The following is a 17293-nucleotide window of genomic DNA, read 5'->3' as shown; positions in this document are numbered from 1 at the left end:
GCTATGGCGATCGTTACCTGGACAGGACGAAACCCGCAGGGGTTCGGTCGGAGCGAAGCGGAGATAGAGCGCCGGTCCCAAAGGGAAGCGCCCTATTGACTTTGTAAGATATTTTCCTTACCTTGAGAAGGACTGGAGATCACCTATGCCTGCCATGCTCGAAGAGATCAGCACCATCACCGCCAAGGGACAGACCACCGTGCCCAAGTCCGTGCGTCAAGCGCTCGGCGTCGATTACGGAGGTCGCATCGCCTTCCGCGTCGATGAGCGCGGCGTCACGGTCCATCGCGCCGATACCGAGAACGACGATCCGGCTATCGACGGCTTCCTGACGTTCCTCGCCGCTGACATCAAACGCCGTCCCGAGGCGCTGACGGCTTTGTCACCGGCGCTGGCGGATCGGATCGCGGCGCTGACCAAGGGGATCGCCGTCGATCTCGACGCGCCGATCGACGGCGATGTCGATCTCTAGCCGATGGTCGCCGTCAATGATTGGGAGCTGATCGCGCACCCGCTGTTTCTCGACCAGCTTGAGAAGTTGACGGCGGCAGTTGAGCGGGCGCGGGCGAAAGACCCGCGCGGCTGGCGCAAGTCCGCCAACGCGAAGCTGCTGGCGGCGCTGCGCCAGCTCGTGTTCGAGACCATCCCGCAAGACCCCTCACGGTCGGAATACCGGCAAGGTGGGACGCTCGGCGACGACCGCAAGCACTGGTTCCGGGCGAAGTTCGGCGCGGGGCGGTTCCGGCTGTTCTTCCGCTACAGCACCAAAGCGAAGATCATCGTCTTTGCCTGGGTGAACGACGAAACGACACTGCGCACCTATGGCGCGAAGTCGGACGCCTATGCCGTGTTCCGCAAGATGCTCGACAGGGGCAATCCGCCCGATTCATGGGAAGCGCTATTGGCGGCGGCCAGCGAGCCGGATGCGCAGACGCGGATGGAGGCGGCTGCGCCGGAAACGCCGTGAGCACTTATCTCTACTACGCCCCACTACGCCCCACTACGCCATTTGCGCCGTGGGCTGTCCTGCGCCGAAACGCGCCGCCGCAGCTACGCCACGGCACGCTACAGCACGATGGCGAATTTTCTGGAGTCTCGCGCACGGTTCGCCAGCTTGGAGGCATGGCCCTGTCTCGTAAACGCCGGCGCCGCGCGCCGTCCGGCTGGTCTGAAGGTCTCGAAGACCTGCACGACTATTTCAAGCCCAGCCCGAAACGGCGAACGCCCCGGCGCGCGCCGGTGGATGACGGCCCGATTGTCGTCACCGACGACTGGCCGGAGCAAGTTCCCATCGGCGATGCCGAATTGCGGGCCATCGAAAGCCATTTGGCGAAGGAACTGGATGAGCTGTTCGGCCCCTTACCCTGAAATACGGAGTATCATGCCATGACCCACGCCGCCCTTGCCGCCGACGATGCGACGCCGGTCATCGCCACCGCGCGCGTCGCGCTCTACATTCGGGTGTCGACACCGCGGCAGGCCGAGCACGACCTGTCGATTCCCGACCAGCGGCGGCAGATGGAGAAGCATTGCCTCGGCAAAGGCTGGGAGGTTGCCTCCGAGTTCGTGGAGCCGGGCAATACCGCGACCGACGATCGCCGCCCGTCGTTCCAGGCGATGATCGACGCGGCGATGGAAAAGCCACCGGCGTTCACGATCATCCTCGTCCATAGCTTCTCCCGCTTCTTCCGCGACCAGTTCCAGTTCGAGTTCTACGTTCGTAAGCTGGCGAAGAACGGCGTGCGGGTGATCTCGATCACGCAGGATTTAGGCGATGATCCGATGAGCGTGATGATGCGCCAGATCATGACGCTGTTCGACGAATATCAGTCGAAGGAGAATGCCAAGCACACGCTGCGGGCGATGAACGAGAACGCGCGCCAGGGCTTCTGGAACGGGGCGCTGCCGCCGATCGGCTATCGCATCGTCGCGGCCGAGCAACGCGGTTCCAAGACCAAGAAGAAGCTGGAAATTGATCCGGTCCATGCCGAAACGGTGCGCCGCATCTATCGCATGGCGCTGAACGGCGTCGACAATAGCGGCCCGATGGGTCTCAAGAAGATCGCCACCTGGCTCAATGACAACAACATTCGCACGCGCGACGGCGGGCGCTGGGGTATCTCCGGGCTGCATCTGCTGCTCACCCGCACGACCTATATCGGCCAGCATCGCTTCAACACGCGCAGCCACAGGACGCGGGAAGCCAAGCCAGAGGCCGAACATGCCATCATGGCGGTGCCGCCGATCATCACCGAGGAAGAATATTACGCGGTGCAAGCGTCGCTCAAGGCGCGCAACCGGATCGTCATGCCGCCGCGCGCCGTGACCAGCCCGATCCTCCTGACGGGCATCTGCTTCTGCGCGTCGTGCGGCGGCGCGATGACGCTCCGCACCGGCACCGGCAATGCGGGCGGCAATTACCGCTACTATACCTGCTCGACCAAGGCGCGGCAGGGCAAGACGGGATGCAGCGGCAACACCGTGCCGATGGACCGGCTCGACGGCGCGGTAGTCGATCATCTGGAATCCCGTCTGCTTCATCCGCAGCGGCTTGAAGAGATGATGGGGGAATTGCTGCACCGCCGCGACGATTGGGTCGAGCGGCGGCGCGGCCACATTTCCGAGCTGCGCAAGCGGGCCACGGAAGCTGAAGCCAAGCTCAAGCGTCTCTACGATGCGATCGAAAACGGTCTGGTCGATGCCGGAGATTCCTCGCTCAAGGATCGTATTGCCGAGCTGGTCGCGATGCGCGATCAGGCGCGGGCGGATACGGATCGGGCCGTCGCCGCCGTAGAGCGGATCGGGCCGGTCGTCACGGCCGAGAGCCTGCGGACATTCGCGCAGACCGCCCGACGTAAGCTGCGCAATGAGGACGGCACCTATCGTCGCGACTATCTCCGCGCGGTCGCGCAGCGGGTCGAGGTGGTCAGCAAGAACGAGGTGCGTGTGATGGGAACGCGGAGCGAACTGCTGCGGACCCTGACCGCCGCCTCTGGCGTAGAGGCGGCGGTTACTGGCGTTCGCGGATTTGCTCCGAAATGGTGCACCCGACAGGATTCGAACCTGTGGCCTCTGCCTTCGGAGGGCAGCGCTCTATCCAGCTGAGCTACGGGTGCCTTGGCCTATGGCCGTCGGGCGCGCTTAGCAAAGGCTGAGGGGCAATGCCAGCGGCAAAATGCGGCGATGCTCATGGAACCCGCCGCATCGCGCGTCACGGCCTATTTCGCCGGCTTCTGCATTTCCGCAAATGTGCCAAGGCCGCAGGTGGGGCCGGGCGTGCCGCCCATGCCCGCACGGAAGACCGTGATCGTATCGACCGAACAGAGCTGCGAAATACTGGTCTTGTAGATGAAGCTCTTTTCAAAGCCCAGGCCCGAGCAGGCATAGGGCAGCGTGTTGCGATAGACCTTGCCGTCGACCATGCGGAAATCGATGGTCTTGTCGTCGCGCACATCGGTCTGGCGGATGCGGATGGTCTGCACGCAATCGATGGTCTTGCCGCTGGGCACCAGCGGATCTGGCTTCGCCTTTTTCGCAATGGAGGGTGCGCCGGTGCCCAGCGCCAGGGCCAGTGCAAACCCGGCAAGCACGCGAATCGCGGTAACTTCATGGGTCATGGCAGTTCTCCTCGTCCCGGAATGACGTTCTGTCTGAAAGACGCCGCGCCATGCAATATGCCGTAACATAGCATGGGGCGGCCAGGCGCGCGATGAGTCGTCGGGCGGCTGCCGGTCAGCCGGTCGTGGCCCCGGGCGCGGCCGTCTTTGGCGCCCCGCTCTTCGGTGCAGGCGTCTTGGGCTTGTAGCGGCACAGGTCGGCGACGATGCAGCGCCAGCATTCGGGCTTGCGCGCCTTGCACACATAGCGGCCGTGCAGGATCAGCCAGTGATGCGCGTCGCGGCGGAAGGGGCCGGGCGTCTGCTTGTCCAGCGTCTTCTCGACCTCCAGCACCGTCTTGCCCGGCGCCAGGCCGGTGCGGTTGCCGACGCGGAAGATGTGCGTATCGACCGCAAAGGTCTCCGCCCCGAAGGCCGTGTTCATCACGACATTGGCGGTCTTGCGCCCGACGCCCGGCAAGGTGGTGAGCAGGTCGCGATCCTGCGGCACCTCCCCGTCGAAATCGCGCACCAATATCTCGGAGAGCGCGATGACGTTCTTCGCCTTGGCATTGAACAGGCCGATGGTCCTGATGTGGCTTTTAAGCCCCTCCTCCCCTAGCGCAACCATCTGCGCGGGGGTCTTCACCTGTTGGAACAGCGCGCGGGTGGCCTTGTTGACGCCGACGTCGGTCGCCTGCGCGGACAGCACGACAGCGACCAGCAGCTGATAGTCATTGCCATATTCCAGCTCCGTGCGCGGCGCCGGGTTCGCCTCTGCCAGGCGGCTGTAGAATTCGAAGATGTCGGCGGCTTTCATGGCGGTTACAGCCCCAGCACGCCCTTCATGTCATAGCGCCCCGCCGGCTGCCCCTGCAGCCATTGCGCCGCCTTCACCGCGCCGCGCGCGAAGATGGTGCGGTTCTCGGCGCGATGGCCGATCTCGATCCGCTCGCCCTCGGTCGCCAGGATCACCTGATGATCGCCCGCCACCGATCCGCCGCGCAGCGCCGCAAAGCCGATGGCGCCGCGCGCCCTCGCGCCGGTGATGCCGTCCCGCCCGCGCTCGCTATGATCGGCCAGAATCATGTTGCGCCCACGCGCCGCCGCCTCGCCCAGCAGCAGGGCGGTGCCGGAGGGGGCATCCACCTTATGCCGGTGATGCATCTCCACGATCTCGATATCCCAGTCATCGCCCAGCCGGCGCGCGGCATCCTCCACCAGCGCAGCGAGCAGGTTGACGCCGAGCGAGGTATTGCCCGTCTGCAGCACGGGGATGGCGCGCGACGCCGCGTCGATCAGCGCATGATGTTCCGGCTCAAGCCCGGTGGTGCCGATGACGACAGGCTTGCCCGCCGCCACGCAGGCATCCAGATGGGCGGAGAGCGCGGCGGGTACGGAAAAGTCGATCAGCACATCGCTCGCCTGCGCCAGCGCCAGGGGATCGGCGCCGATGGCCATGCCCGGCGCGATCTCACCCGTGCTGCCCGCCCGGTCGACACCGCCCGCGACAGCCAGCCCGGCATCCTTCGCCGCCGCCGCGATCGCCTGCCCCATGCGGCCTGCCGCGCCGAAAATGCCGATGCTGATGGTCATGTGGTGGTGCCGCTCTTCCGTTCCGTTCGTTCCCCGCGCGATGCCACGGGCGGGCGCGTTTGTCATCCCCGGCGGTTCATCATCCCCGGCGACGCATTGCGGGCAACTGGCGATCGCGGCTTTGCCCTCGCCGCTCATGCGCCTATGATCGGGCCATGGACGATATTCGCAGCATCGTGGTGCTGACTGGCGCCGGCGTTTCGGCGGAAAGCGGCCTTGCGACCTTTCGCGGCCCCGATGGCCTGTGGGAGGGGCACAGGGTGGAGGATGTCTGCACGCCCGATGCGCTGCGGCGGGACGCGGCGCTGGTCCACCGCTTTTATGACGAGCGGCGCGCGAAGCTGACGGAGGTCGCGCCCAACCCGGCGCATGAGGCGCTGGCGGCGCTGGACCATGCATGGCCCGGCGACCTGCTGATCGTGACCCAGAATGTGGACGACCTGCACGAGCGGGCCGGGGCGCAGCGGATACTGCACATGCATGGCGAGCTGCAATCGGCGCTGTGCGCTGCCTGCGGGGCGGCGCAGCCCTGGCACGCACCGCTGCCGCCGGGCACCCCCTGCCCCTTCTGCGCGGCACACAGCCTGCGGCCCGACATCGTCTTCTTCGGCGAGATGCCCTATGAGATGGACCGGATCGACGAGGCCCTGCGCCGGGCCGACCTGTTCGTCTCCATCGGCACGTCCGGCGCGGTCTATCCCGCCGCAGGCTTCGTGCAGACGGCCGCCCATGCCGGCGCGCGGACGCTGGAACTCAACCTCGATCCGTCGGCAGGCAGCATCTATTTCGAGGAAACCCGGCTTGGCCCGGCGAGCGCGCTGGTGCCGGCATGGGTGGCGGAGATGCTGGGGTGAGGAAGGGGTGTGCTATGAGTAGACGTCATTCCCGCGCAGGCGGGAATCCATCTCCCATCAGAGGGCACTGGATGCCAGGTCAGGAGATGTGTTCCCGCCTGCGCGGGAATGACGGGAGTGGGTGGTTGGCGGACGTTCATTTTTCGTCATGCTGAACGTGTTTCAGCATCCATCGCGCCACACACGCCTTCGCTCAATTCGGAGAAATGGACCCTGAAACACGTTCAGGGTGACGATGACTAGGCGTCCGCCTCTGGTCGTAACCCACCCACCCCCTCAATAATCCCGGTCAATCGCGCTGTGCTTGCGCGTGTCGCGCATGAAGAGATAGGCGATCAGCGATATGCCGATCATGCCGGAGACATACCAGTAGAAGGCGGGCTCCATGCCCCTGCCCTTCAGCCAGAAGGCGACATATTCCGCCGTGCCGCCGAACAGCGCATTGGCGACGGCATAAGGGAGCGCCACGCCCAGCGCGCGGATGTGGGCGGGGAAGAGTTCCGCCTTCACCACGGCGTTGATCGCGGTATAGCCGCTGACGATCACCAGCGAGAGCAGCACCAGCAGGAACGCCTGGAAGGAGGATTGCACCGTTTCCAGCGCGGTGAAGATCGGCACCGTGCCGGCGAGGCCAAGGATGCCGAAGGCGACCATGATCGGCTTGCGCCCCACCCTGTCGGACAGCGCGCCGACGGCCGGCTGCAGGATCATGTAGATGGCGAGCGCGCCGGCCATCACGCCGCTCGCGGTCTCGATGCTGAAGCCCGAGGTGTTGACCAGGAATTTCTGCATATAGGTGGTGTAGGCATAGAAGGCGAGCGTGCCGCCCGCCGTCAGCGCCAGCACCAGTGCGGCCTGCGCGGGATGGTGCCGCAGCAGCGCGAACATGCTGGAGCGCGGCGGCATCCCTTCCGCATCGGCCTCGCCCTGCTTCACCGTTTCGAAGGATCGCGTCTCCATCATCCGGCGGCGCAGGTAGAAGACGGTGATCGCCAGCACCCCGCCAATGGCGAAGGGAATGCGCCAGCCCCATGCGGCCAGCGCCTCCCGCCCCATCAGCGCCTGCAGCACCAGCAGCACGCCCAGCGCCACCAGCTGCCCCATGATGAGCGTCACATATTGGAAGCTGGAGAAGAAGCCGCGATGCCGGCTACCCGCCATTTCGGAGAGATAGGTGGCGCTCGCCCCATATTCGCCGCCGACGCTCAACCCCTGCATCAGGCGGGCAAGCATCAGCAGCGCGGGCGCGGCGATGCCGATGCTGGCATAGCCCGGTGTCACCGCGATCAGCAGCGATCCCGCGCACATCAGGGTGATGGAGAGGGTCAGGCCCGCCTTGCGCCCGTGCCGGTCGGCATAGATGCCCATCATCCACGCGCCGATCGGCCGCATCAGGAACCCCACGGCAAAGATCGCCGCCGTGTTCAGCAGCTGCGCGGTGAGGTCTCCCTTCGGGAAGAAGATCGGCGCGAAATAGAGCGAGAAGGCAGAATAGACATACCAGTCATACCATTCGACCAGATTGCCCGCCGACCCGCCGAAAATGGCGAAGATCCGGCCACGGGTGACGATATCCGGCTGGCCCGCGGCATCGCGGCGATGATCCGGTGTTACCGGCGGCTGTTCAGGCATCGTCTCTCCCGCGTCCGTCCGCTGATCCGGCAGACGCCTTCAGCCAGCGCAGGCATAGAGCATTTCCCCGCCGGATGTCTTCATCCCGCGACCCGGAAAATGCGGAAAACACAAGTGGGAGGGAATATGGCCCTGCACCCTAGCGCGCGCAGCGGGACGAAGAGGCGTGCCTGTGCGACTGGGCGCCCGACAATGTGGTGCGCGCAAAGCCTCGCGCGCGGATGGCCGCGCCCGTCCCGGCGCTGACCCGCTCCACCGGCCGCGCGCCCGACCGCACGTCGACAGTGCCTTCGGTCACGTCCAGTTCGACCAGCGCGGGCTTCATCCGCACATCGAAAGCGGTGCCGACGGCGCGGATCATCGTGTCGTTCACGATAACGTCGAAGGGGCGTGCCCTGTCATGCGCGACATCGAAGCCGACTTCGCCGCTCAGCAGGCGGACCTGGCGGCTGGCGGGCAGCAGCCGCACCTCCACCGAGGAATTGCTGGCCATGTGCATGAGCGACCCATCGGCCAGGCGGACATTGCTGACCTCGCCGGCATTGGTGCGATAACGGGCGACGTCATTGACCTTCTGCAACCCGACGATGCTGCCGATGACGACAAGCGATGCGCCGACGATGCCGGCGATCACCAGACGAGGGGTGCGCTTGCCGGGCTTTGCGGGGCGCGGACCGACATCGTCGATCGGCTTGGCCTTCAGCCGTTCGGCATATCCCCAGACCGCCTCTGCCCGCGCGAAGGCGACGGCGTGCCGGGGGTCAGCCTCGATCCAGCGGCCAGCGGCCTGCCGTTCCTCGTCAGAGGCGTCAAGGCTGAGCCGGACAAGAAGCCGCGCGGCCTCTTCCTCGATCTGCTGCCTGTTTGATCCGCCCGAAGACTCCTGCACGTTCGAAATCCGTTTCTTCACGCTCTGCCCAGGAACGCATAACCAGAGTAACGGACTTGGCCAGATGTTTTTCAACTGTAGAAACGGACAATTCCATCTCCTCCGCTATTTCCGCCATGGATTTTTCGTGGACGCGGCGAAGAATGAAGGCGCGGCGGCACTGGGGCGGCAGCGTATCGACGATGGCCTGCACCTGGCGAAGGGCATCGCGGGCGTGGATCTGCGCTTCCACGCTGGGGCCGGCCTGCAGCAGTTCCAGGTCGGCGATGGATTCGAAGCTGACCACCTTGTTGCGGCGGGCATTGTCGATCACCAGGTTGCGCGCGATGGCGAAAAGATAGGAGCGGCCGGCGGTGATGCGTTCCCATGTTTCGCAGGCGTAAGCCCGCGCCATGATCTCCGCCACCATATCGTCCAGTTCATGATGGCTCGGCAAAATCCGCCGCAAACGGGCACGAAGCGCGGCTTCGTGCGGCAACAGACATGTCTTGAACCATTCGAGTTTAGCGCGAACCCTATCCACAGCGACCCCCTTATTGTGGTAGGCCTCTCCTCATTCGTTTCTCTTCTGTGACACCAAATCAATCATGGAATCGGGGGCCTGTCCAGCGAGCGGTTTTGAACGAAAGCCCACAAAAAGAGCCTGGGGCGCCGGTTTGTTGCACTGTTACATCAGCTTGGGAATTTTTATCAAAAATCCCGATCTGAAGCAGGAATATTGCGCGTCCGTGGATTATTTAGTTGGAATCCTGCGCGCACCGTCAGGGATCGGTTAAAGGCGGCGCATATGGGAGAAAATCCTGCGAATCCGGCGCTTGATGCAGGATTTTCCTTTCCGCCCTGCCGCAAAGGCGGCCCGATGGGAAAATATGACGCGCCCGTGGTTCAGCCCAGCATCTGGATCATCGACGAGAAATCACGCCCGCCCTCACCCTTGTTCGCGAGAATCTGATAGAGCGATTCGGCCGCGGCGCCCATCGGCACGCTGGCATTGACCGATGCCGCCGCTTCCATCGCGAGCTTGAGGTCCTTCAGCATCAGCGCGACGGCAAAGCCGCCCTGATAGCCATTGTCCGCCGGCGTCTGCGGCCCGACGCCCGGCAGCGGGCAATAGCTGGTCATCGACCAGCTCTGCCCGGAGGAGACGCTGGAGATGTCGTAGAAGGTCTGCGGATCGAGGCCGATCTTCTGCGCCATGGCAAAGGCTTCGCAGGTCGCGACCATGGTGGCGCCCAGCAGCATGTTGTTGCAGATCTTCGCCGCCTGGCCGTTGCCCGCGCCGCCGGCATGGATCACCGCCTTGCCCATGGCCGAGAGGATCGGTTTGGCCGCGGCAAAGGCGTCGTCCGTGCCGCCGACCATGAAGGTCAGCGTGCCGCCATTGGCCGCCGCGATGCCGCCGGAGACCGGCGCGTCGACCATGGCGAAGCCCCTGGCCACCGCCGCGTCGATCACTCGGCGCGCGGTGGCAACGTCGATGGTGGAGCAATCGAGGAACAGCGCACCGGGCTTTGCCGCGTCGAACACGTCGCCGGTATAGACCGCCTCCACATGCTTGCCCGCCGGCAGCATGGTGACGACGGCATCGGCGCCCGACACGGCATCGGCCGCGCTTGCCGCACGCACCCCGCCGCCTTCGACCACGCGGGACAGCGCCTCTTGCGAAAGATCGAAGGCGCGCACGGCAAAACCATGTTTCAGCAGGTTGAGGGCCATGCCTCCGCCCATATTGCCGAGACCGATGAAGGCGATGGTGGTGGTCATTGTCAGCGTCCTCTCAAAAAAAGCCCCTCTCCCTCCCGGGAGGAAGGCGGTGGAGCCGGGGTGAGCGCTGCCTTCGGAGGGCAGGAGCCGGGCGGGAGGACCCCCCCTCGCCCGGCCTGCCCCCAAAAGGCGCTGGCGCTCCATTCTTCGTCCCCCGCCCCATGTTTGGGATCGGGAGGATGTGTCTTATCGCCCCTTCCAGACGCCGGGGCGCTTCTCGACAAAGGCGGCCATGCCTTCGGCCTTGTCCTGCGTCGCGGTCAGGATCTGGAACAGGCGGCGTTCGGTCAGCAGGCCCTGGCCAAGGCCGGTTTCGAACGCCAGGTTCACCATTTCCTTGTTGATGAGGGCGGCGAGCGGCGGCATGCCGGCGATGGTCGCGGCGGTCTTGAGCGCATCATCCAGCAGATCGGCTGCGGGCACGATGCGGGCGACGAGGCCCGCGCGCTCGGCTTCTTCCGCGCCTATCATCCGGCCGGTCAGGCACATTTCCATCGCCTTCGCCTTGCCCACGGCACGGGTCAGGCGCTGCGACCCGCCCATGCCCGGCGCGACGCCCAGCTTGATTTCGGGCTGGCCGAATTTCGCCGTGTCGGCCGCGATGATGAAATCCGCCATCATCGCCAGTTCGCAGCCGCCGCCCAGCGCGAAGCCGGCGACCGCCGCGATCCACGGCTTGCGGGTGGCGGTGACGCGCGAGGTCCACTGGGAGAAGAAATCCTCCAGGAAGAAATCCGCCATCGGCTTGTCGGCCATTTCCTTGATGTCGGCGCCGGCGGCAAAGGCCTTTTCGCTGCCGGTCAGCACCGCGCATGTCTGCGACGGGTCGGCATCGAAACTGGCGAAGGCGGCGATCAGATCGGCCAAAACCTGCTGGTTGAGCGCATTGAGCGCCTGCGGCCGGTTGATGGTGATCAGCGTGACCGCATCGCGCTGTTCGACAAGGATGGTTTCATAGCTCATGGTCTGTGCTCCTGTTCAGGCGCTGAGTTCGGCAAGCGGCGTCCACTCCCTGTCCGCGGGCAGCGGCGCAAAGAGCGAGTCGACCAGCGCGTCGGTAACAGCTTCCGGCGTGGCAGGCTCCCATTTGGGCGCATTGTCCTTGTCGAAAATCACCGCGCGCACGCCCTCCACGAAGTCGGGGCGGCGGATGATGTGACAGGCCAGCCGATATTCACTGCGCATATTGTCGGCAAAATCGGTGAAGGCCGCGCCTTCCACCAGCTGGCGCAGCGCGACCTTGATCGTCTGCGGCGATTTGGTCGCGAGCACCGCACGCTGCTTCCGGGCCCATTCCGACCCGTCGGCATCGAGCGCGGCGAGGATGTCCTCATAGCGGTCGGACGCGAACAGGCGGTCGATTTCCGCGCACTGCGTCGCCAGCTTCGAAGGCGGCGGGGCCTCTTCCGCCGCGTCGAGGATGGCGGCGAGATCGGCGGGCGCGGCCATGATGGCGGCCTTCACGCCATCCAGCCTGTCCGACGTCATATAATGGGTGGCAAGGCCGATAGCGCGGGCATCCGCCCCGTCGATCCGCGCGCCCGTGGTCGCCAGCCAGGCGCCGATGCGGCCGGGCAGGCGCGGCAGGAACCAGCCGCCACCGACATCGGGAAACAGGCCGATGCCGGTTTCGGGCATGGCGAACACCGTCCGCTCGGTCGCGACGCGATAGTGCGCGGGCAGCGAGATGCCGACGCCGCCGCCCATGGTGATGCCGTCGATGAAGGCGACGATCGGCTTGTCATAGACGAACAGCAGATGGTTCATCCGATATTCGACCCGGAAGAAATGCTCGGCCTCCGCGCAGTCGTCCTTCGCGCTGTTGGCGATGAGCGCGATGTCGCCGCCCGCGCAGAAGCCCCGCGACAATTTCGGATCGCCATCGGGCGCCGGGGCATGGTCGATCATCACCGCGACGACCGCCGGGTCCATGCGCCATGCCAGCAGGGCCGCGTTGATCGCCTCGCACATGCCCGGCGTCAGCGCATGGATCGCCCTCGGGCGGTTGAGGCGGATGCGGCCGACGCCGTTTTCGATGAACGTCAGAACCTCGTCGGTCATTGGCGCAGCATGTCCCTTGCAACGATCATCCGCATGACCTGATTGGTGCCTTCAAGGATCGAATGCACCCGCAGGTCGCGCCAGAAGCGCTCGATCGGATAATCCTGAAGATAACCATAGCCGCCATGCAGCTGCAGCGCGCGGTCGACCACCGACGAGCCGGTGTCGGTCGCGAAACGCTTGGCCATGGCAGCAAAGCGGGTCTTGTCCGGCGCATTTTCCGTCACCTTGACGGCGGCGGCGTAGAGCAGCGTGCGGGCGGCCTGAAGTTCCGTCTCCATGTCCGCCAGGGTGAACTGGGTCGCCTGGAAATCCGAGATGCTCTGGCCGAACTGCTTGCGGTCCCTGGTATATTGCACCGCTTCGTCCAGGCAGCGCTGCGCCCCGCCCAGCGAGCAGGCGCCGATATTGAGCCGGCCGCCGTCCAGCCCCATCATCGCGATGCGGAAGCCCTCGCCCTCGCCGCCGACCATGTTGCCGGCCGGCACGCGCACGCCATCGAAATTGACCTGTGCGGTGGGCTGCGAATGCCAGCCGAGCTTCCTTTCCTGCGCGCCGAAGCTGACGCCGGGCATGTCCTTGTCGATCACGAAGGCGCTGATGCCCCTGGGCCCATCCTCGCCCGTGCGGCACATGACGACATAGATGTCATTCTCGCCGCCGCCGGAGATGAACTGCTTGGAGCCGGTGATGACATAATCGTCGCCGTCCCTGACCGCCCTGGTCTTCAGGCTCGCCGCATCGGAACCCGCGCCTGCCTCCGTCAGGCAATAGCTGCCCATGCGGGCCATGGGCACCATGTCTGGCAGATAGGCGTCCTTCAGCGCCTGATTGCCGAAGCGGTCGATCATCCAGGCGCACATATTATGGATGGAGATGAAGGCGCTGGTAGACGGACAGCCATAGGCCATCGCCTCCATGATGAGCGCCGCCTCCAGCCGGCCAAGGCCGATGCCGCCGGACGCCTCGCTCACATAGATGCCGCCGAAGCCCAGCGCCGCCGCCGCGCGGATGGTATCGCGCGGGAAGATGTGCTTCTCGTCCCACTCCGCCGCATGGGGCGTGATGGCGTCGGCGGTGAATTTCCGCGCCATCTCCTGAATGGCGCGCTGGTCTTCGGTGAGGTCGAATTGGGCAGTCATGCAGTCCTACTCCGTCATGCCGGACTTGATCCGGCATCCAGGGCGGTTGAAAACGACCTTATGGACCGTCAACCCGCCATCTACATCATGGCCAGCGACCGCAACGGCACGCTGTATGTCGGCGTCACATCCGACCTGATCCAGCGCATATATCAGCATCGGACAAAAGCAACGGATGGCTTTACGGCCCGGTACGGCGTCAACCGGCTGGTATGGTTCGAGACGTGCGACTGTATGGAAGCGGCCATTGTTCGCGAAAAGCAGCTCAAGAACTGGCGACGGGCGTGGAAACTGGACCTCATCGAAACTGCCAATCCGCGCTGGCGCGATCTGGCGGAGGATTTGGGTTTCGAGCCTTTGCCTGGGCGATAAAGGCCCAGCGTCGCTCCCCCTTGACTGATCCGGCCTTTTGCCTCCCCGTCATGCCGGACTTGATCCGGCATCCAGAGCCTCGCGCGCTGCGCCCCGAACCCTAGATCCTGACGTTCGTCAGGATGACGGTGCTGGTTCATCGCGTCCTCCCCTCACCCCATCGTCGGGATGACGAACGCGTTGCTGCCGTCGGCGCTGCCGTCCGGCCAGCGCTGGGTGATGGTCTTCACCTTGGTCCAGAACTTCACGCCTTCCATGCCGTGCTGGTTGGTGTCGCCAAAGGCGGAACGCTTCCAGCCGCCGAACGTGTGATAGGCGACCGGCACCGGGATCGGCACGTTGATGCCGACCATGCCCACATCCACCCGCGCCGCAAATTCGCGGGCCGCATGGCCGTTGCGGGTGAAGATGGCGACGCCATTGCCATATTGATGCTTGCTGGGCAGCGACAGCGCTTCCTCGAAGCTGTCGGCGCGGACCATCTGCAGCACGGGGCCGAAAATCTCTTCCTTGTAGGCGGCCATGACGGTCGTCACATGGTCGAACAGCGTCGGGCCGACGAAGAAGCCCTCTTCATGCCCCTGCAGGGTGAAGCCGCGGCCGTCGACCACCAGCTCCGCGCCCTCGTCGACGCCGGTCTGAATCCAGTTCTCGATCTTCTGCTTGTGCGCGGCGGTGACGACCGGGCCGTAATGCGCCTCCGCATCGGTGGAGATGCCCACGCGCAGGGCCTCGATCGCGGGGATCAGCTTTTCGCGCAGGGCGAGCGCGGTCTTCTCGCCCACCGGCACCACGACCGGCAACGCCATGCAACGCTCGCCCGCCGAGCCGAAGGCCGCGCCGGACAGGTCGTTCACCACCTGGTCGAGGTCCGCATCGGGCAGGACGATGCCGTGGTTCTTCGCGCCGCCCATGGCCTGCACGCGCTTGCCGGCGGCGACGCCGCGCTTGTAGACATAATGGGCGATGTCGGAGGAACCGACGAAGCTCACCGCCTTGATATCGGGATGGTCGAGGATCGCGTCCACCATCTCCTTGTCGCCCTGCACCACCTGCAGGATGCCTTCGGGCAGCCCCGCTTCCAGGAACAGTTCGGCCAGGCGCACGGGCACGGACGGATCGCGCTCCGAAGGCTTGAGGATGAAGGCATTGCCGGTCGCGATCGCGACGCCCGACATCCACAGCGGGATCATGCCGGGGAAGTTGAACGGGGTGATGCCCGCGCCGATGCCCAGCGGCTGGCGGAAGCTGTAGACGTCGATGCCCGGCCCGGCGCCCTGGGTATATTCGCCCTTCAGCACATGCGGGATGCCGCAGCAGAATTCGATCACTTCCAGGCCGCGCTGGATATCGCCCTTCGAGTCGGCGATCACCTTGCCATGTTCGGCGCTGAGCATGTGGGCCAGCTCGTCCATATGCTTCTCGACCAGCGCCTTGAAAGCGAACATCACGCGGGCGCGGCGCTGCGGATTGACGGCGGCCCATGCCGGCTGCGCCTTTTTCGCGGCGGCGACGGCATGGTCCAGCACGGCCTGATCGCCCAGCGTCACGCGCGCCTGCACGCCGCCATTATTGGGATCGAACACGTCGCTGAAGCGGGCGGGCGTGCCGGCAAAGGCACCGGCGAGCTTGTGGGAAATCTCACGCATCGAAACTCTCTCCTATGGGCCTGGTCGATGGGGCTGGCCCTCGCGTTACCGGCTGCATCGAACATTGCGTTCCTGCATTCAATCCCCCATATCTGCATCATATGGCTGCAAAAATGCAGAATGAGACAGGATCATCTGAGGGGCCGTGATGCTGGACTGGGACGACCTGCGCATCTTCCTCGCTGTCGCGCGCGCGCGCAAGGTGGCGCCGGCGGCCCGCGCGCTGGGCATCGACGCGACCACCATCGGCCGCCGCCTCACCCGCCTCGGCCGCGCGCTGGACACCGAACTGTTCGAATATGCCGGGGGCGAGCGGCAGTTGACCGAAAAGGGGCGGGCGCTGCTGGGCCATGCCGAAAGCGTGGAAAGCGCGGCGCTCTCGGCCGTGGCCGATGTGACCGGCGAGCAGCACAGCCTGTCGGGGCAGGTGCGCCTGTCGGTGGCCGAGGGCTTCGGCAGCTGGGTGCTGGCGCCGGGCCTGGCCGATTTCAACGCGCGGCATCCGGGCATCCGGCTGGACATCATCACCGCGTCGGGCTTCCTCAACCCCTCCAAGCGCGAGGCCGACATGGCGGTGATGCTGGCGCGGCCGCAGCGCGGGCGGCTGACGGTGCGGCGGCTGGGGGATTACCGGCTGCACCTTTATGCCAGCCCCGCCTATCTGGATCGCGCCGGGCGGCCGGAGCAGCGGGCGGCGCTGCGCGATCATGTGCTGGTGGGCTATGTGCCGGAATTCATCTTTTCGCCGGAACTCGACTATCTGGGCGAAGTGGAGCCGGGGCTGGAGGCGACCCTGCGCAGCACCAGCATTAATGTACAGCACCGGATGATCGCGGGCCATGCCGGCATCGGCATATTGCCCGATTTCATCGGCAGCCGCGACGCCGGGCTGGAGCCGGTGATGCAGGGGGAAATCGAGATCATACGCAGCTTCTGGCTCGTCACCCATGGCGACCTGGTCCGCCTCGCGCGGGTCGCGGCGGTCTCCCAATGGCTGTCAGAACGGGTGGAGACCTTGAAGGCAGTCGACGCCCCGCAATCGGCACGCTAAGGGTGGCCACCGGTTCGCCAACGATACGGTCACTCCACCATCATGCATGACAGGTTAAAACGCCCCAGAGCTATCGCCGTCGACCGCTCCCGGGACTGCAGCACCAGCCCGGTGGAATATCTGAACTTCCTGGGTGCCTGGCTGCGCAAGCCGCGGCAGACGGCATCCGTCGTCCCCTCCAGCCGCTATCTCGCCCGCCTGATGGTGCGGGATATCGACCCCGATGGCGGGCGCGTGCTGGAATTCGGCGGCGGCACCGGCGCCTTCACGCGTGAGATACTGGCGATGGGCCTGCCTGCCGACATGCTGGAAGTGGTGGAGATCAACCCCAGCTTCGCCCGTGGCCTGCGCCGGCATTTTCCCGGCACCGCGATCCTGGAATGCCCGGCGCAGACGGTGTCCGCCCATGCCGCCGGCGCGCCCGGCGATTATCAGTGCATCGTCAGCGGTCTGCCCCTGCTCGCCATGGACCAGCCGATGGTGAAGGCGATCCTGTCCGAAGCCTTCGCCATGGTTCGGCCCGGCGGCGCCCTGGTGCAGTTCACTTATTCCCTGCGCCCGCCCGTGCCGCGCGACATGCTGGCCGAACTGGGCCTGCAGGTGGTGCGCGCGGGCCAGACCGTACGCAACTTCCCGCCCGCCACCATCTTCCGCTTCACCCGCCAGGGGGAATGACGCCCCAGGCCC

The 17293-nt window shown here is 65.5% G+C and carries 18 protein-coding genes, 1 tRNA gene and 1 pseudogene; 8 read left to right on the top strand and 12 right to left on the bottom strand.

Annotated features, from left to right (window positions below; all coding sequences use genetic code 11):
• Positions 1 to 154 precede the first annotated feature (154 nt).
• The 4 genes and pseudogenes from WFP78_RS06480 to WFP78_RS06465 all read left to right on the top strand — a co-directional run.
• A complete protein-coding gene (locus WFP78_RS06480; protein ID WP_336959903.1) occupies positions 155 to 472 on the top strand; it encodes a type II toxin-antitoxin system PrlF family antitoxin in 318 nt (105 codons plus the stop codon).
• A gap of 3 nt (positions 473 to 475) precedes the next feature.
• A complete protein-coding gene (locus tag WFP78_RS06475) occupies positions 476 to 967 on the top strand; it encodes a type II toxin-antitoxin system YhaV family toxin (protein ID WP_336959901.1) in 492 nt (163 codons plus the stop codon).
• Positions 964 to 1368, top strand: coding sequence for a hypothetical protein (locus tag WFP78_RS06470; protein WP_336959899.1), 405 nt, complete (start codon positions 964 to 966; stop codon positions 1366 to 1368). The genes WFP78_RS06475 and WFP78_RS06470 overlap by 4 nt, the downstream gene beginning before the upstream one ends.
• A gap of 18 nt (positions 1369 to 1386) precedes the next feature.
• A pseudogene (locus WFP78_RS06465) lies at positions 1387 to 2463 on the top strand (recombinase family protein); the annotation flags it as partial.
• Between the two features lie 576 nt (positions 2464 to 3039).
• Here the strand turns inward: WFP78_RS06465 and WFP78_RS06460 are convergent.
• The 4 genes from WFP78_RS06460 to dapB form a co-directional block, all read right to left on the bottom strand.
• Positions 3040 to 3116, bottom strand: a tRNA-Arg gene (locus WFP78_RS06460).
• 102 nt (positions 3117 to 3218) lie between these two features.
• Positions 3219 to 3617 carry a hypothetical protein gene (locus WFP78_RS06455; protein ID WP_336959897.1) on the bottom strand — a complete coding sequence of 133 codons (399 nt, stop codon included), beginning with the start codon at positions 3615 to 3617 and terminating at the stop codon, positions 3219 to 3221.
• A 115-nt stretch (positions 3618 to 3732) separates the two neighbouring features.
• Complete coding sequence (gene nth / locus WFP78_RS06450) at positions 3733 to 4416, bottom strand: endonuclease III (RefSeq protein WP_336959895.1); 684 nt, start codon at positions 4414 to 4416, stop codon at positions 3733 to 3735.
• 5 nt (positions 4417 to 4421) lie between these two features.
• Positions 4422 to 5192 carry a 4-hydroxy-tetrahydrodipicolinate reductase gene (gene dapB / locus WFP78_RS06445; protein ID WP_336959965.1) on the bottom strand — a complete coding sequence of 257 codons (771 nt, stop codon included), beginning with the start codon at positions 5190 to 5192 and terminating at the stop codon, positions 4422 to 4424.
• Positions 5193 to 5347: 155 nt separating this feature from the next.
• On the opposite strand from dapB, the gene WFP78_RS06440 reads away from it, so the two are divergent.
• Positions 5348 to 6046, top strand: a complete 699-nt coding sequence (locus WFP78_RS06440) for an NAD-dependent deacylase (RefSeq protein ID WP_336959893.1) — start codon at positions 5348 to 5350, stop codon at positions 6044 to 6046.
• A gap of 276 nt (positions 6047 to 6322) precedes the next feature.
• Here WFP78_RS06440 and WFP78_RS06435 read toward each other — a convergent pair whose 3' ends face one another.
• The 7 genes from WFP78_RS06435 to WFP78_RS06405 form a co-directional block, all read right to left on the bottom strand.
• Positions 6323 to 7678, bottom strand: a complete 1356-nt coding sequence (locus WFP78_RS06435; RefSeq protein WP_336959886.1) for an MFS transporter — start codon at positions 7676 to 7678, stop codon at positions 6323 to 6325.
• 139 nt (positions 7679 to 7817) lie between these two features.
• Positions 7818 to 8567: a FecR family protein gene (locus WFP78_RS06430; protein ID WP_336959883.1), complete on the bottom strand. Its 750-nt coding sequence runs from the start codon at positions 8565 to 8567 to the stop codon at positions 7818 to 7820.
• The gene (locus WFP78_RS06425; RefSeq protein ID WP_336959882.1) at positions 8488 to 9090 is read right to left on the bottom strand and encodes a sigma-70 family RNA polymerase sigma factor; all 603 of its coding nucleotides are present in this window, start codon (positions 9088 to 9090) and stop codon (positions 8488 to 8490) included. Before WFP78_RS06425 ends, WFP78_RS06430 begins: the two co-directional genes overlap by 80 nt.
• Positions 9091 to 9452: 362 nt before the next feature.
• Entirely contained in the window at positions 9453 to 10331 is an 879-nt protein-coding gene (gene mmsB / locus WFP78_RS06420) for a 3-hydroxyisobutyrate dehydrogenase (protein WP_336959879.1), read from the bottom strand.
• 186 nt (positions 10332 to 10517) lie between these two features.
• Positions 10518 to 11294 (bottom strand): enoyl-CoA hydratase-related protein, encoded by a 777-nt coding sequence (locus tag WFP78_RS06415; protein ID WP_336959876.1) that lies wholly within the window; start codon positions 11292 to 11294, stop codon positions 10518 to 10520.
• A gap of 15 nt (positions 11295 to 11309) precedes the next feature.
• The gene (locus WFP78_RS06410; protein ID WP_336959874.1) at positions 11310 to 12392 is read right to left on the bottom strand and encodes an enoyl-CoA hydratase/isomerase family protein; all 1083 of its coding nucleotides are present in this window, start codon (positions 12390 to 12392) and stop codon (positions 11310 to 11312) included.
• On the bottom strand, positions 12389 to 13534 hold the full coding sequence (locus WFP78_RS06405) for an acyl-CoA dehydrogenase family protein (RefSeq protein WP_336959871.1): 1146 nt from the start codon (positions 13532 to 13534) through the stop codon (positions 12389 to 12391). The genes WFP78_RS06410 and WFP78_RS06405 overlap by 4 nt, the downstream gene beginning before the upstream one ends.
• Positions 13535 to 13594: 60 nt before the next feature.
• Here WFP78_RS06405 and WFP78_RS06400 point away from each other — a divergent pair, with 60 nt between their 5' ends.
• Complete coding sequence (locus tag WFP78_RS06400) at positions 13595 to 13906, top strand: GIY-YIG nuclease family protein (RefSeq protein ID WP_336959869.1); 312 nt, start codon at positions 13595 to 13597, stop codon at positions 13904 to 13906.
• Positions 13907 to 14058: 152 nt separating this feature from the next.
• Here the strand turns inward: WFP78_RS06400 and WFP78_RS06395 are convergent, their stop codons facing one another.
• Complete coding sequence (locus tag WFP78_RS06395; protein WP_336959865.1) at positions 14059 to 15555, bottom strand: CoA-acylating methylmalonate-semialdehyde dehydrogenase; 1497 nt, start codon at positions 15553 to 15555, stop codon at positions 14059 to 14061.
• 148 nt (positions 15556 to 15703) lie between these two features.
• Between WFP78_RS06395 and WFP78_RS06390 the strand changes: the two genes are divergently transcribed.
• Both WFP78_RS06390 and WFP78_RS06385 read left to right on the top strand, forming a co-directional pair.
• Positions 15704 to 16606, top strand: a complete 903-nt coding sequence (locus WFP78_RS06390) for a LysR family transcriptional regulator (RefSeq protein ID WP_336959862.1) — start codon at positions 15704 to 15706, stop codon at positions 16604 to 16606.
• 42 nt (positions 16607 to 16648) lie between these two features.
• Positions 16649 to 17281, top strand: coding sequence for a class I SAM-dependent methyltransferase (locus WFP78_RS06385; RefSeq protein WP_336959860.1), 633 nt, complete (start codon positions 16649 to 16651; stop codon positions 17279 to 17281).
• Positions 17282 to 17293 lie beyond the last annotated feature (12 nt).

Source organism: Sphingobium aquiterrae (assembly GCF_037154135.1).
In the GTDB taxonomy this organism is placed as follows: Bacteria; Pseudomonadota; Alphaproteobacteria; order Sphingomonadales; family Sphingomonadaceae; genus Sphingobium; species Sphingobium aquiterrae.
This window is presented reverse-complemented; position numbering and strand designations above follow the sequence as displayed.